The following is a 14,322-nucleotide window of genomic DNA, read 5'->3' as shown; positions in this document are numbered from 1 at the left end:
CGCGGAGCTACCCTTAGCCCCGCATGCGTTGACGCAGCGTCACCGTGACCTGTGCGATCTTCTCACCTCGCCCTTCTACCACCCCGGCGAAGGCCGGGGCCCAGTCGCGAAGGTCGAGGCAACGGAGCGATGCGCGTTGCCACGATCGTCTCGTACCTGGGCCCCGGCCTTCGCCGGGGTAGTAGAAGGCGAGAAGGCTGCGGTGATCTCGCTCATCGCCCCCCTATCTCAGCGTCACCGTATCCAGCTTCACCCCCGCGTCCGGAATCACCTCCACCGCAGGATAGCTCTTCCTCAACGGGTCGATGAACTGTTTGGCATCCCCCACCACCGCGATGCTCGCTGCCGCCGGATCGAGCAGTGTCTTCGCCGCCGCTTGGACCGCCGCCGGGTCGACCGCCTGTACCGAAGCGACGTAGCGGCCGAGTTCCGCCAGCGGCACCGACTGGACGACATAGTCGCCGACGACGTCCGCGACGCCCTCCGTGGTGCCGAGCGCGTTGCCGAAATTGCCGATCAGCACCGCCTTGCGCGTGTCGAGCTCGTCCGCGGGCACCAGTGCCGCGCCCATTCGCGACATCTCGCCGACGATCAGCGTCACGACGTCGGGAGCGGTCCCGTTCTTGGTCTGGGTGCGTGCCGCCAGAATGCCGGGCAGCCGCCGCGCCTGGACGCTGCTGCCGGCGCCATAGGCGAGCCCCCGCTTGATCCGGATCTCCTGATTGAGCCGCGACGAAAAGCCGCCGCCGAGCACGGTGTTGGCGAGGCTCAGCGGATAATAGCGCTGATCCGCCCGGGTGATCGCCGGCCGTGCGACCACCACGCCGGCCTGCCCGGCGCCGGGCATGTCGACGACCACGACTCGCGGCGCCGGCACCGCGGGTGCGCGTGTCGCCGCTGCCGCGGTCGATGCCGCGCGCCAGCCGCCGAACTGCTGCTCCGCGAGCGCGGCCGCCGCCGCCGGGGTGACGTCGCCGACCATGATCAGCGCGGCCTGCGACGGCCCCCAGGTGCCGCGATACGATGCCGCGACATCTTCTTTCGTGATCGCCTTCAGCGATGCGGGTGTTCCCTCCAGCGGCGCGGCATAGGGGCCGTCGCCGAATACCAGGCGGGTCGCGAGAAGCCCGGCGAGCTGCGCGGGGTTCTTCATCGCGACCTGAACGCCGTCGATCGCCTGCGCCCGCGCGCGCTCGATCTCCTCGGGCGCGAAGGCGGGGCGGATCGCGACGTCGGCGACGATCGGCAACGCCTTGCCCAACTGGTCGGATTTCACCGTCACCGTCACGGAGGCGCCGTCGCGATCGGCGCTGCTGCCGATCGAGCCGCCAAGCGATTCGATCTGGCGCGCGATATCGGTCGCGGACCGGGTCGCGGTGCCCTTGGTCATGACCTCGGCGGCGAGGGTCGCGACCCCCGAACGAGCGCGCGGATCGGTCGCGCCGCCCCCGGTCGCGACCAGCGCGGCAGTGACGAGCGGCAGATCGTGACGCTCGACCGTGATGACGCGCAGCCCGTTGGCGAGCCGCGTTTCCACCGGTTGCGGCACCGCGGCGACGACCGGGGCGCCGGGCGGTGGCGGCAGCAGGCGGACCCCTTCGGGCGCGGGCGTGACGATTTCGATCTTGGCGGGCGGGGTCAACGGCTCGGTGGCAACGGTGCCGGCGACCGCGATCGCGTCACCCGTCGTACCCGCGGGCTTCGCCGTGTCGGGCAGGTAACGAACCGTCGCGGATTGCTGCGCGCCGAGATACTTGCGCGCGACGCGCTGGACATCGGCGATCGACACCGATGCGATCGCGGCAAGCTGGCGATCGGTCGCGCGCGGATCGCCGTCGATGAGCACCGACGACGCCAGCACGCGCGCCTTGCCCTCGGGGGTTTCGCGGCTCTTGATCGCGGCGGTGAGGATCTCGTTCTTGGCCTCGGCGAGCTCGGTGGCGGTCACCGGCGCGTCGCGCAACCGGGCGATCTCGCGCGAGAGGGCGGCCTCGCCCTGGTCGACGGTCTTGCCGCCAGCGAGGATCGCATAGGCGATGAGGTTGCCGACGCCCTGCTTGCTGTCGAGGAACGCCGCGGCGTCCTGCGCCAGCTGATCGCGGTAGACGAGACTCTGGTAGAGCCGCGAGCTCTCGCCGGTCGCGAGGATCGTCTGCAGCACCGTTAGTGCGGGAATGTCGGGATCGCGGTCGGCGGGTACGTGCCACGTCATCATGATCGCGGGCAGCGGGGTGTTGGCTTCGTAGACCGTGTAGCGGACCGGTGCGGTGCGCGGCGGTTCGGTGACCGTGACCCGCGGGATCCTGCCCGCCGGCTTGGCGATCCCCGCGAAATACCGGTCGACCCAGGCGTTCAGCTGCGCGGGGTCGAAATTGCCCGACACGACGAGGACCGCATTGTCGGGCCGATAATAGGTCGCATGGAACGCGCGGACATCGTCGATCGAGGCGGCCTCAAGCTCGTCGATGCTGCCGATCGTCGATCGCGCATAGGGATGCCGGGTGTAGGACGCCGCCGACAGATAGGTCGAGAACAGCTTGCCATAGGGGCGGGCAAGGGTCGACTGGCGTAGCTCCTCCTTCACCACGTCGCGTTCGGACCCGAAGGTCTTGGGCTCCACCACCAGGCTCGCCATGCGATCGGCCTCGGCGAACAACAGCCGCTGGAGGTGGTTGGCCGGGACCACCTCGTAATAATTGGTGTAGTCGTCGCCGGTCGACGCGTTGTTGTTGCCGCCGACATCCTCGGTCAGGCGATCCATCTGTTCCGCGACGAGGTTGCGGCTCGCCTTGAACATCAGGTGTTCGAACATGTGTGCAAAGCCCGACCGGCCCTTGGGATCGTCCTTCGACCCGACATCGTACCAGACCTGCACCGCGACGTTCGACGTCTTGGTATCGCGCAGCGCATAGATCCGCAGGCCGTTGGCGAGCGTGCGCTCGGTGAAGGCGATCGGCTTGACCGTGGCGGCAGGCGCGGCGGTCTGCGCGACGGTGACCGCAGGGGAGAGCGCTGCGCCGAGCAGCAGGGCAACACGGAACAGGCGCATCGAGAGTCTCCGGAAGGAGGGGGAGTTCGTTTTGATTTTTCGTCGCCCCGGATCAAGTCCGGGGTGACGGGGGCCGCCTCAGTCCTTCTTGCCCGAATTCGCGAACAGCACCGCGGCGGCGACGGCGGCGGAGCCGATGCCGACGCCGATGATCCGCATCGGCCAGCGGCTCTTGGTCGCGGGATCGGCGGTGGTGGCGGCGGCGTCCTTGCGCGCCTTGGCGGCGGCGACCGCCTCCAGGATCTCGTTGGGTTCGTCGGCCATCTCTACTCTCCTCGTACCGGGCGATAGCGCGCGCGGAAATCGTCGGCGAACGCGCCAAGCGTCCCTGCGGCAATGGCGTGCCGCAGGTCCGCCATCAAGCTCTCGTAGAACCAGACATTATGTTCGGTCATCAACATGGCGCCGAGAATTTCACCCGCACGCACGAGATGATGGACATAGGCGCGGCTCCACGTCGTGCAGACCGGACAGGCGCAGGCCGGATCGAGCGCCCCCTGGTCCTCGCCGAACCGCGCATTGCGCAGGTTGATCGGCCCGGTGCGGGTGAACGCCTGCCCGGTGCGGCCGGAGCGGGTCGGCATCACGCAGTCGAACATGTCGATCCCGCGTTCGACCGCGCCGACGATGTCGTCGGGCTTGCCGACCCCCATCAGATAGCGTGGCTTGTCCGCCGGCAGCTGGCCGGGCGCGAAGTCGAGGCACGCGAACATCGCCTCTTGGCCCTCGCCGACCGCGAGCCCGCCGACCGCATAGCCGTCGAACCCGATGTCGATCAGCGCATCGGCCGAACTCTTGCGCAGGCGCTCGTCGAGCGCGCCTTGCTGGATGCCGAAGATCGCGGCGCGTTCAGCATGCTCGCCGCCGCCGTCGAACGCGTCGCGGCTGCGCTTGGCCCAGCGCATCGATCGTTCCATCGCGGCGGCCTGGACCTCCGCGGTCGAGGTGGTCGGCACCAGCTCGTCGAATGACATGACGATGTCGGACCCGAGCAGCCGCTGGATCTCGATCGATCGTTCGGGGCTGATCAGGTGCCGCGATCCGTCGAGGTGCGAACGGAACGACACGCCCTCCTCGGATCGCTTGGTGAGATCGGCGAGGCTCATCACCTGATAGCCGCCCGAATCGGTCAGGATCGGCTTCGACCAGCCCATGAACTTGTGCAGCCCGCCCAGTCGCGCGACGCGTTCGCCACCGGGACGGAGCATCAGGTGATAGGTGTTGCCGAGGATGATGTCGGCGCCCGCCGCCTCGACATCCGCGGGCTTCATCGCCTTCACCGTCGCGGCGGTGCCGACCGGCATGAAGGCGGGCGTGCGGATCGTCCCGCGCTGCATAGCGATCGCACCGGTGCGCGCCGCGCCGTCGGTGGCGTCGATGGTGAACGCGAACCGCGACATTAGCGGCCCTTGCGCTTCGGCTTTTCCGGCGGGCGTTCGCGCGGGACGGTGGCGCGGATCGTCAGCAGTTCGGCGCGCGAGACCGCACCGTCCTTGTTGCGATCGAGCCGCGCGACGACGCGCGCGAACTGCGCCTGAAGCTCTGCGAGGGTAATTCGGTTGTCGCCATCGGTGTCGATCTCGAACGGGCTCGGCAGCGCATTGCGATCGCCGAGCCAGCGCTCCGCCCAGTCGGCAAAGCCGATATAGCCGATGCTGCCCGCGCGCGCGGTATCGATGGCTTCGAAAGACCGGCGCACGCCGGCCGCGAGTTCGGCCGCGCTGGTGATGCCGTTGATGTCGGCGTCGAACCCCGCGATCGCCATCCCGACCGGCTCGACCACCATCGTCGCCGGCGGCTGCGCGGGAAGCGAAGGGATCGCCGGCACCGCAGGCACCGGTGCTGCCTGAAGCAGGATCGCGAAGGGGATCATCGACGGCACCTCAGGGCAGGAGCAGCGACGCATCGCCATAGCTGTAGAAGCGATAGCCGCTTTCGATCGCGTGGCGATAGGCGTCCTGCATGCGCTCCCGCCCCATCATCGCCGATACCAGCATGAACAGGGTCGATCGCGGCAGATGGAAGTTGGTCATCAGCCCGTCGACGCCGCGGAAGCGATAGCCCGGCGTGATGAAGATCGCGGTGTCGCCCTCGAACGCGCGCACGACCCCGTCATCGCCGGCCGCGCTCTCGATCAGCCGCAGCGAGGTGGTGCCGACCGCAATCACCCGGTTGCCGCGCGCGCGCACCGCATTGAGCCGGTCCGCGGTGGCGGCGTCGATCCGGCCCCATTCGGCGTGCATGCGGTGCGCATCGGTGTCGTCCGCCTTCACCGGCAGGAAGGTCCCCGCGCCGACATGGAGCGTCAACGTCGCATGCTCGATCCCGGCGACGCCCAGCGCCTTGATCAACGCGGGGGTGAAGTGCAGCGCCGCGGTCGGCGCTGCCACTGCGCCGGGTTCGGCCGCGAACATCGTCTGGTAATCGTCGGCATCGTGCGCATCGGTCGGACGGCGTGCGGCGATATAGGGCGGCAGCGGCATCCGGCCCGCGCGTTCCAGCAACGTCTCGACCGGCTCGTCGCCCGCGAAATCGAGCGCGAAGCTGCCGTCCTCGCCGCGGTCGCCCGCGATCGCGGTCACGCCCTCGCCGAAGTCGATCGAATCGCCGTCACGCACCCGGCGCGCGTTGCGAACGAAGGCGCGCCACCGCCGCGGGCCCTCGCGCTTGTGAAGCGTCGCGCCGATCCGCGCCTTGCCGATCCGCCCGTCGAGCTGCGCGGGGATCACCCGGGTGTCATTGAACACCAGCAGGTCGCCGGCCCGCAGCAGGGCCGGCAGGTCGCTCACCACGCGGTCGCTCTTCGTCGCGCCGTCCAGCAGCAGCAGCCGCGCCGAGTCGCGCGGTGCGGCGGGACGGAGCGCGATGCTGTCTGGCGGCAGCGCGAAGTCGAACAGATCGACTTTCACTGGTCGGTCGAAGCGGCCTTTTCGGGTGCGGCGACCGCCGCGGGCCTGGGCGCCGCTACGCTCGACGGCTTCGGGCGCGCCGCGGCCTTGGCGGGAGCTGCGGCGGCGGCGGGCGCCGTGCCCGGCAGCGTCACCGGTGCGCCCAGCGACGGCGGTGGGGGAGGCGCTGCGGCGAAATAGGTGGGCGGATTATCCGCGGCGATATAGGCGCGCAGGATCCGGGTCGGGTTCGCCGGCGGCTCGCCCCGCTCGATCGCGTCGACATAGGCCATGCCGTCGAGCACGCGGCCGAACACCGTGTATTTCTTGTCGAGCGCGAGCCGCGGCTGCAGGACGATGAAGAACTGGCTGTTGGCGCTGTTCTCGTCATCCGCACGCGCCGCCGACACCACGCCCCGGACGTGCGGGAAGTAGTTGAACTCCGCAGGCAGGTTCGGCAGCGACGAGCCACCGGTGCCGTCGCCCTTGGGATCGCCGCCCTGCGCCATGAAGCCTTCGATCACGCGGTGGAACAACAAGCCGTCATAAAAACGCTGGCGGGTCAGGAGCTTGATCCGCTCGACCATCTTGGGCGCGAGATCGGGACGCAGCCAGATCGTGACGCGGCCGCCGTCCGACAGATCGAGCAGCCAGAGGTTTTCCTTGTCGGTGGTCTGCGGCGCGGTCGCACGCGCGGTCGTATCGGGGGTGGTCGGCGCAGCTTGCTGGGCGCCCGCCGGCACCGCGGCGAGACAGGCGACAAACGCGAACAGACGGGCAAAGAAGCGCATGGGTCCCCACCGAGATCGGAAAGAGCGGCGCTTAGAGCAAATCCCGGCTTGCGCCAATCTGAACGTGACGGCGTGCTGAGACGGTAGAGCGTGATGGCAAGCTCGACCTCCTGCCGCTCCGTTCGTTTCGAGCGAAGTCGAGAAACCGTGGCCGGACACAACGTGGCGGTTTCTCGACTTCGCTCGAAACGAACGGTGGAGTGGAGGTTCTGGGTAACCCAGGGCGATTATAGCATCACGTGGAGGCAACGGTAGCAAGCCGCCGCCGGATGGAACCGGCGGCGGCAGATGGGAGGTACGAAGTGGGATCAGGCGATCGCGGCCTTGCGCTCGCGCTTGGTACGCAGTGCCATGCCCATGCCGAAGAAGCCGAGGACCATCATGCCCCAGGTCGCGGGCTCGGGCACCGCGGCGACGTTGAGCGTCAGGCCGCCGGTATTGTCGCCGAACGACCAGGGTGCATCCTCGATCGCGAAGGTCACCCCGGTGCGGGTCGCGAAGTCGAGCTTCAGCGGGCCCGGCGCGGAGGCGGCGGCGAACGCTGCGTCCGCGGACCCGTAGCGCGTCCGATCGATATAGGTGCTCTTCTGCACGTTACCGATCGTGTACTTGTAGTAAGCGACCCACTCCGGACCACCGACGTTAAAGGCTGGTGCCCACGCGGTATGGAGTCCCTTGGTAAGAGACACGGTGTAGCTGCCGGGATCGAAGAAGTAGGTGCTCGCGGATGCGTTGAAATCGGTCGCGCTCAGATCGATCGTCGCCGCGGCGGCCGGCAATGGTGCTGCCAACATCGCGGCAGCCAGCAGCATCTTGATCTTCGACATGGTAGTTAACCCTTTCCAGTGATGAGTGCCGCAGAGTGATCTTCACCTGCTCGCTGCGATCCTATATCTTCCTATACACTGGATGATCAACGCCGCTGTTGGTCACACCTGTCTCTTTATTGGAATGTTAAGGTTAATGCTTGGGCGGGGTGCTTCAGCACCGCCGCATTACTTGTGACATCGATCCGATATGCGGAGGTTTACCGAAAGTTTGCCATCGCTGTCGTAGCGGTGGTTCATGGGTTTGACGGTTCAGTTGCGCATCATCGTCGCCCTGTTCGTGGCAATGGTGGGCGCCTTCATGCCGATGCCGGCCACTGCCGCGGCGCGGGTGCCGCTGTCGGTGTGCCTTGCCCGTGCGACGCCGGGCATGAGCGCGCGCACAGCGTTCGCCGCACCCGATCTGTTCGATTGTGCCCGCCCGCAGCGGGATTGGGGCGCAGGGGATTTCTGGGCGCTGTCCGCGCCGCTGCCATCGCTTGGCGAGCGCCGCGGGCTCAACATCCGCTTCGCGAGCCTGTGGCAGCAGCGGATCGGGGTGTACGTCCTCTATGCCGATGGCGCGATCATACGATCCGGCTTCACCAGCAAGACCGCGGGCGGGCATCTGCAACTCGGCGCCATCCTGTCGCTGCCGATCCCCTACCGCGCCGCCGCGCCGCCGGTGCGGATCCTGTGGCATGTCGAGGGTGCCGCCAATCTGCGCGGGGTCGTGCTTGGCGCGGAGATCGCCACCGACGCGCAGAATGCCGCGAGGGAAACCATGCTCGCCGCGCTATACGGCGCATTCGGGGGCATGGCGCTGGCACTGATCGTCTATAATCTCGCGCTCTGGGGGGCGCTGCGCCAGCGATTCCAGCTGGTCTATTGCTGCCTGGTCCTCGCGCTGCTCGGCTATGCGGCGAGTTCTTCGGGCGCGCTTGCCCGGTTGCTGCCGATGCTCGACAACAATGATCGGCTGCGGCTGAACTCCTATCTGCTCGCGACCTCGTCTGTCCTCGCGATCGGGTTCGCGCGCAGTTTCTTCGGGAAGCGGGTGTTCACGCCGCAGCTGGCGCGTGCGAGCGACATCGCGATGGCCGCGGTCGGGATCGCCACCGTTGCGTGCGGGTTGTTGCCGTCGCACTATATCCTGTGGACCGATCACGCGCTGACGCTCGGCTATGTTGCGCTGATCGCGCTCGTGCCCGCGATCCTGTGGCAGGCCTATCGTACGCGGAGCGATTACCTGTGGCTGTTCGCGCTCGCCTGGGGCGCGCCGATCATCTTTGCGGGCATGCGAATCGCGAGCAACGTCGGCCTGCTGCCGTGGAGCTTCTGGCTCGACAATTCGACGATCGTGTCGATGATGCTCGAAGCGCTGCTGTCGAGTCTCGCGATCGCATACCGCATCCGCGTGCTCAGCCGCGAGCGCGACATGGCGCGCGAGCAGGAGATCGAGGCGCGGCTGCTCGCCGCCACCGATCCGCTGACCGGGCTGCTCAATCGGCGTGCGTTCCTCGAACGCTCGATCGGGCGGGCGGGAGAGCAGCGGTTGCTGCTGGTCGACATCGATCATTTCAAGCAGGTCAACGAGACGATCGGGCATGACGGCGGCGACGAGGTCCTCCGCGTCGTTGCCCGCGCACTCCGCGGTGCGGTCCCCACGGAGGCACTGGTCGCGCGGCTCGGTGGGGAGGAGTTCGCGATCATGGTCGCCGCCGATTCGCCGCTGTCGGCGGCGGCGGTGCTCGACTGCCTCCGTGCGGAGCGGATGCCGTTCGACCTGTCGGTGACCGCGAGTATCGGCATCTGCACCGGGCCGCTCGCGCGCGAGGGGGACTGGAAGGCGATGTATCGCAGTGCGGATCGTGCCTTGTTCGAGGCCAAGGCCGCTGGCCGCGACCGGGCGCGCAGCGCGCCGACCTTTTCCGTCGCGGCCTGACCCGCCGATCATCCTTTATATTCCGCGATCAAAGCGTTTGAGTTGATCCTGTCCGATGCGCTGCTTACAACGATGTAAATGAGCGATCCCGACTGGCTGAACCATTATCGTCATCCCACCGCGTGGACGACGACCTATCCGCCGGAATCCCTCGTCGATCTTTTCGAAGACAGTGCGTTACGCCGCGGCGACGCTCCCCTGATCGACTTTCTCGGCCGGCGTTATTCCTATGCGCAGACGCGGGCGGCGGCGGATCGGGTCGCGTGCGGGCTGGCCGCGCTCGGCTATGGCTCCGGCGACCGCATCGGGCTCTTCCTGCCCAACGTGCCGCATTATCTCGCCGCCTATTACGGGATATTGAAGCTCGGCGCTACGGTGGTGAACTTCTCCCCGCTCTACACCGCGGGCGAACTCGCGCATCAGGTCGAGGATTCGGGCACGCGGCTGCTGTTCACCCTCAACGCCAAGGCGCTGCTGCCGACCGCGCTGAAGGTGCTCGACACCAGCGCCATCGAGCGGCTGGTGGTGGGATCCGTCGCAGGCGGATTGCCCGCCGCGAAGTCGCTGCTCTACCGACTGCTGAAACGGGCGGAGACGGTGGAACGTCCTGCCGATCCGCGGGTGACCGCCTTCTCCACACTGATTGCCAACCGTGGCACCTGTACCCCGGCCGCGATCGATGCGGCGAAGGACCTCGCGGTCATCCAGTACACCGGGGGCACCACCGGCACGCCCAAGGGCGCGATGCTCACCCACGCCAACATGGCCGCCAATGCACGGCAGGTCGCCGCGATCGATCCCGGCACCGACGAACCCGACCGCATCGTCGGCGTGCTGCCGCTGTTCCACGTCTTCGCCAACACCTGCGTGCTCAACCGCACCGTCGCCGCCGGCGGGATGATCGTGATGTTGCCGCGGTTCGACGCCGGGCAGACGCTCGCCGCGATCACTCGCACGAAGGCGACGTCGCTACCGGGCGTACCGACGATGTACCGCGCGCTGCTCGATCACCCCAAGATCGGCGAGACCGACTTCACGTCGTTGCGGGTGTGCATCTCGGGTGGCGCGCCGCTGCCCGCAGAGGTCAAGACCGCGTTCAAGACCCGCACCGGGGCGCGGCTGATCGAAGGCTATGGCCTGTCCGAAAGCTCGGGCGTGGTCGCGTGCAATCCTTATGAGGGTGAGGGTGAGCCCGGCACCATCGGACAGCCGCTGCCCGGCACGCTGATCCGGCTGGTCGACAAGGAGGATCCTCACCGCGAAGCGCCCGCGGGCGAGCCCGGCGAGATCCTCGTGAAGGGCCCGCAGATCATGGCCGGATACTGGCAGCGCCCCGATGCGGATGCCGAGGTGTTCGTCGACGGCTGGCTGCGTACGGGCGACGTCGGCACGATCGACGAAAACGGATTCATCAGCATCGTCGACCGGCTGAAGGACATGATCGCGGTGTCGGGCTTCAAGGTCTTTCCGAGCCAGATCGAGGCGGTGCTCTACCATCATCCCGCGGTGAAGGAGGCACTGGTGATCGGCGTGCCCGATACGTATCGCGGCGAACGCCCGCGCGCCTATGTGACCGTGCAGGAAGAGGCGGAGGTCGACGGCGAGGCGCTGCGGGTGTGGCTCAATGCGCAGATCGGGCGGCACGAGCAGGTCGACCGCGTCGTCGTCCGCGACGCGCTGCCCAAAACGATGATCGGCAAATTGAGCCGCAAGGAATTGGTGGCTGAGGTGCGCGCGGGCGAGTGACCCAACCTTGCCTCCTCCGCGACCATATCGCATAGCGCGGGCATGGATAACCCGATCGAGAGCCTGTCCTTCGAAGACGCGCTGAAGGAATTGGAGCGGATCGTTTCGCGGCTGGAGAGCGGCGACGCCTCGCTCGACGAATCGATTCAGCTGTACGAACGCGGCGACAAGCTGCGCCAGCGTTGTGCGGAGCGGCTCGATGCGGCGCAGGCGCGGATCGAGGCGATCCGGCTCGATGCCGAGGGCAAGCCGGTCGGCACCCGTCCGTTCGCCGCCGGCTGATCCGTGCCCACGATCACGCTCGACGCTGCCCTTGCCGAAGTATCGGCCGAGATCGACGACCGCTTTGACCGGCTGCTGCGCATACCCGATGATTCACGCGCCGATCTCTACCGGGCGATGCGCCACGCCGCGATCGGCGGCGGCAAGCGGTTGCGGCCGCTGCTGGTGTTCGCGACCGCCGATCTGTTTGCGGTGGATCGCGACTGCGCCGCGCGGGCGGCAACCGCGATCGAGGCGATCCACGTCTATTCGTTGATCCACGACGATCTGCCGGCGATGGACGACGACGACATGCGCCGCGGCAAGCCGACGGTGCACAAGGCCTATGGCGAGGCGATCGCGGTGCTCGCGGGGGACTGCCTCCATGCGCTGGCGTTCGAGATCCTCGCCGATCCCGCGACCCATGCCGATCCTTTCGTCCGCGCCGAACTGGTGATGGATCTCGCACGCGCGGCAGGCCCGGCAGGGATGGCCGGCGGTCAGATGATGGACCTGGAGGCGGAGAAGACCCGCTTCGATCTCGCCACCGTCACCCGGCTCCAGCAGATGAAGACCGGCGCGCTGATCTCCGCGTCGGTGGAGGCGGGCGCGATCCTCGGGCGCTTGCCGGTCGAGGGGCGCACGGGATTGCACGGCTATGCGCGCGATCTCGGGCTCGCCTTCCAGATCGCCGACGATCTGCTCGATGCCGAGGGCGACGAGGCGGTCGCGGGCAAGAAGCTGCGCAAGGACGAGGTCGCGGGCAAGGAGACGTTCCTGTCGCTGCTCGGCATCGATCGCGCGCGCGAACAATGCCGGATGCTCGTCGACCAGGCGGTCGCGCACCTCCACGCATTCGGCGCGGAAGCCGATCTGCTACGCCAGGTGGCGCGCTACGTCGTCGAGCGCGATCGATAGGGGGACACGGCCATGACGACGCGCATCGGGGTCTATCCCGGCACCTTCGACCCTCTGACGCTGGGGCACATGGACATCATCCGTCGCGGCGCCAAGCTGGTCGACAAGCTGGTGATCGGGGTCACGACGAACCCGTCCAAGTCGCCGATGTTCACGATCGAGGAACGCATGGCGACGGTTCGTCGCGAGGTCGCGGAGATCGGTGGCGACATCGAGATCGTCGCGTTCGATTCGCTGCTGATGGACTTCGCCGAGCGGCAGGGCGCCCGCATCATCGTTCGCGGCCTGCGCGCGGTCGCCGATTTCGAGTATGAGTACCAGATGGCGGGGATGAACCAGCAGATCAATCCGCGGGTCGAGACCGTGTTCCTGATGGCCGACGTCGCACTCCAACCGATCGCGAGCCGGCTGGTGAAGGAAATCGCGCTGTATGGCGGCGAGATCGCGAAGTTCGTGTCGCCGAGCGTTCGCGCAGAGATGATCGCGCGGGTGGAAAAGGTGGGGCGCAAGGGGAGCTAGGCTTCCCTTCGAACGCCAAGCTTGTGCTCCCGCGAAGGCGGGAGCCCAGTACTGGGTCCCCGCGTTCGCGGGGACACACGGTGTTCGGGTGAGCGAAATCGTCGAGGGTCTGCGCCCGGATCGACCCGATCGAGCACCACCCCGGCGGAGGCCGGGGCCCAGTCGGGAGACGATCGTGACTGAGCGTTGCGCCTAGTTACCTCTACCTTCGCGACTGGCCCCCGGCCTTCGCCGGGGTGGTAGTGGGGGACGAGGGACGCTAGCCCCATCCGACCCCCACCCCATCACGCCACGTCGGTAACCACCTTGCGTCCGCCCTTCTTGGGCTTCTTCGGTGCAGCCGGCTCGATCGCGAAGGACAGTGCGCCGTCCTTCATCTTCACCGTTACCTCGCCGCCATGGACCAGCTTGCCGAACAGCAGTTCCTCCGCGAGCGGCTGCTTGATCTTCTCCTGGATCAGGCGGCCCATCGGGCGTGCGCCGTACAGCTTGTCGTAGCCCTTTTCGGTCAGCCAGCTCTTCGATGCGTCGTCGAGCTGGATGTGGACGCTGCGGTCCGCCAGCTGCAGTTCGAGCTGGAGGATGAACTTGTCCACCACCCGCGCGACCACTTCGGTCGGCAGGTAGCCGAACGGCACGATCGCATCGAGCCGGTTGCGGAATTCCGGCGTGAACATCTTCTGCACCGCCTGCTCGTCCTCGCCCTCGCGGGTGAGATTGCCGAAGCCGACCGTCTCGCGCGCCATGTCCGACGCGCCGGCATTGGTGGTCATGATCAGGATGACGTTGCGGAAATCGACCGACTTGCCGTGCTGATCGGTCAGACGGCCGTTATCCATCACCTGCAACAGGATGTTGAACAGGTCGGGATGCGCCTTCTCGATCTCGTCGAGCAGCAGCACGCAATGCGGCTGCTGGTCGACCGCGTCGGTCAACAGGCCGCCCTGGTCGAATCCGACATAGCCCGGGGGCGCACCGATCAGCCGGCTGACCGAATGCCGTTCCATATATTCGGACATGTCGAAGCGCTGGAGCGGAATGCCCATGATCTGCGCGAGCTGCTTGGCGACCTCGGTCTTGCCGACGCCGGTCGGGCCGGTGAACAAATAGTTGCCGATCGGCTTTTCGGGATCGCGAAGCCCCGCCCGCGACAGCTTGATCGCCGACGACAGCAGCTCGATCGCCTTGTCCTGCCCGAACACCACCCGCTTCAGATCCGTCTCGAGCGACGCCAGCGACTTCTTGTCGTCCGAGGACACCGACTTCGGCGGGATCCGCGCCATCGTCGCGATGACCTGTTCGATCTCCTTGGTGGTGATCGTCTTCTTGCGCTTGTTCGGCGGCACCAGCATCTGCATCGCGCCGACCTCGTCGATCACGTCGATCGCCTTGTCGGGCA

13 protein-coding genes are annotated in these 14,322 nt (G+C 67.5%); 5 read left to right on the top strand and 8 right to left on the bottom strand.

Annotated features, from left to right (window positions below):
• Positions 1-223 precede the first annotated feature (223 nt).
• The 7 genes from ACFE77_RS07445 to ACFE77_RS07415 all read right to left on the bottom strand — a co-directional run bounded on the left by ACFE77_RS07445 (position 224) and on the right by ACFE77_RS07415 (position 7,555).
• Entirely contained in the window at positions 224-3,049 is a 2,826-nt protein-coding gene (locus ACFE77_RS07445; RefSeq protein WP_375421001.1) for a M16 family metallopeptidase, read from the bottom strand.
• Positions 3,050-3,127: 78 nt separating this feature from the next.
• Positions 3,128-3,313 carry a hypothetical protein gene (locus tag ACFE77_RS07440; RefSeq protein WP_375421000.1) on the bottom strand — a complete coding sequence of 62 codons (186 nt, stop codon included), beginning with the start codon at positions 3,311-3,313 and terminating at the stop codon, positions 3,128-3,130.
• Positions 3,314-3,315: 2 nt separating this feature from the next.
• Positions 3,316-4,449, bottom strand: coding sequence for a tRNA guanosine(34) transglycosylase Tgt (gene tgt, locus ACFE77_RS07435; RefSeq protein ID WP_375420999.1), 1,134 nt, complete (start codon positions 4,447-4,449; stop codon positions 3,316-3,318).
• Positions 4,449-4,922, bottom strand: coding sequence for an EF-hand domain-containing protein (locus tag ACFE77_RS07430; protein ID WP_375420998.1), 474 nt, complete (start codon positions 4,920-4,922; stop codon positions 4,449-4,451). Before ACFE77_RS07430 ends, tgt begins: the two co-directional genes overlap by 1 nt.
• A gap of 10 nt (positions 4,923-4,932) precedes the next feature.
• The gene (gene queA / locus ACFE77_RS07425) at positions 4,933-5,958 is read right to left on the bottom strand and encodes a tRNA preQ1(34) S-adenosylmethionine ribosyltransferase-isomerase QueA (RefSeq protein ID WP_375420997.1); all 1,026 of its coding nucleotides are present in this window, start codon (positions 5,956-5,958) and stop codon (positions 4,933-4,935) included.
• A complete protein-coding gene (locus ACFE77_RS07420; RefSeq protein ID WP_375420996.1) occupies positions 5,955-6,728 on the bottom strand; it encodes a peptidylprolyl isomerase in 774 nt (257 codons plus the stop codon). The genes queA and ACFE77_RS07420 overlap by 4 nt, the downstream gene beginning before the upstream one ends.
• Before the next feature lie 308 nt (positions 6,729-7,036).
• Positions 7,037-7,555, bottom strand: a complete 519-nt coding sequence (locus ACFE77_RS07415; RefSeq protein ID WP_375420995.1) for a PEP-CTERM sorting domain-containing protein — start codon at positions 7,553-7,555, stop codon at positions 7,037-7,039.
• 238 nt (positions 7,556-7,793) lie between these two features.
• On the opposite strand from ACFE77_RS07415, the gene ACFE77_RS07410 reads away from it, so the two are divergent.
• The 5 genes from ACFE77_RS07410 (at position 7,794) to coaD (ending at position 12,923) form a co-directional block, all read left to right on the top strand.
• Complete coding sequence (locus ACFE77_RS07410) at positions 7,794-9,479, top strand: diguanylate cyclase (RefSeq protein ID WP_375420994.1); 1,686 nt, start codon at positions 7,794-7,796, stop codon at positions 9,477-9,479.
• 78 nt (positions 9,480-9,557) lie between these two features.
• Positions 9,558-11,225, top strand: a complete 1,668-nt coding sequence (locus ACFE77_RS07405; protein ID WP_375420993.1) for a long-chain fatty acid--CoA ligase — start codon at positions 9,558-9,560, stop codon at positions 11,223-11,225.
• A gap of 42 nt (positions 11,226-11,267) precedes the next feature.
• Positions 11,268-11,507, top strand: a complete 240-nt coding sequence (locus ACFE77_RS07400; RefSeq protein WP_375420992.1) for an exodeoxyribonuclease VII small subunit — start codon at positions 11,268-11,270, stop codon at positions 11,505-11,507.
• A gap of 3 nt (positions 11,508-11,510) precedes the next feature.
• Positions 11,511-12,404 (top strand): polyprenyl synthetase family protein, encoded by an 894-nt coding sequence (locus tag ACFE77_RS07395; protein WP_375420991.1) that lies wholly within the window; start codon positions 11,511-11,513, stop codon positions 12,402-12,404.
• 12 nt (positions 12,405-12,416) lie between these two features.
• Positions 12,417-12,923: a pantetheine-phosphate adenylyltransferase gene (gene coaD / locus ACFE77_RS07390; protein WP_375420990.1), complete on the top strand. Its 507-nt coding sequence runs from the start codon at positions 12,417-12,419 to the stop codon at positions 12,921-12,923.
• A gap of 284 nt (positions 12,924-13,207) precedes the next feature.
• Here coaD and ACFE77_RS07385 read toward each other — a convergent pair.
• The coding region (locus tag ACFE77_RS07385) for an AAA family ATPase (protein ID WP_375420989.1) at positions 13,208-14,322 on the bottom strand (1,115 nt) is incomplete at its 5' end.

It is taken from the genome of uncultured Sphingomonas sp. (assembly GCF_964243315.1).
In the GTDB taxonomy this organism is placed as follows: domain Bacteria; phylum Pseudomonadota; class Alphaproteobacteria; order Sphingomonadales; family Sphingomonadaceae; genus Sphingomonas.
Note: the sequence above shows the minus strand (reverse complement) of the source record. Positions and strands in the feature narration are given on the sequence as shown.

Excerpts from the sequence above, each read along its gene's own strand:
- ACFE77_RS07445 (WP_375421001.1), bottom strand. The coding sequence starts at position 3,049 with ATGCGCCTGTTCCGTGTTGCCCTGCTGCTCGGCGCAGCGCTCTCCCCT.
- ACFE77_RS07440 (WP_375421000.1), bottom strand. The coding sequence starts at position 3,313 with ATGGCCGACGAACCCAACGAGATCCTGGAGGCGGTCGCCGCCGCCAAG.
- tgt (WP_375420999.1), bottom strand. The coding sequence starts at position 4,449 with ATGTCGCGGTTCGCGTTCACCATCGACGCCACCGACGGCGCGGCGCGC.
- ACFE77_RS07430 (WP_375420998.1), bottom strand. The coding sequence starts at position 4,922 with ATGATCCCCTTCGCGATCCTGCTTCAGGCAGCACCGGTGCCTGCGGTG.
- ACFE77_RS07420 (WP_375420996.1), bottom strand. The coding sequence starts at position 6,728 with ATGCGCTTCTTTGCCCGTCTGTTCGCGTTTGTCGCCTGTCTCGCCGCG.
- ACFE77_RS07415 (WP_375420995.1), bottom strand. The coding sequence starts at position 7,555 with ATGTCGAAGATCAAGATGCTGCTGGCTGCCGCGATGTTGGCAGCACCA.
- ACFE77_RS07410 (WP_375420994.1), top strand. The coding sequence starts at position 7,794 with ATGGGTTTGACGGTTCAGTTGCGCATCATCGTCGCCCTGTTCGTGGCA.
- ACFE77_RS07405 (WP_375420993.1), top strand. The coding sequence starts at position 9,558 with ATGAGCGATCCCGACTGGCTGAACCATTATCGTCATCCCACCGCGTGG.
- ACFE77_RS07400 (WP_375420992.1), top strand. The coding sequence starts at position 11,268 with ATGGATAACCCGATCGAGAGCCTGTCCTTCGAAGACGCGCTGAAGGAA.
- coaD (WP_375420990.1), top strand. The coding sequence starts at position 12,417 with ATGACGACGCGCATCGGGGTCTATCCCGGCACCTTCGACCCTCTGACG.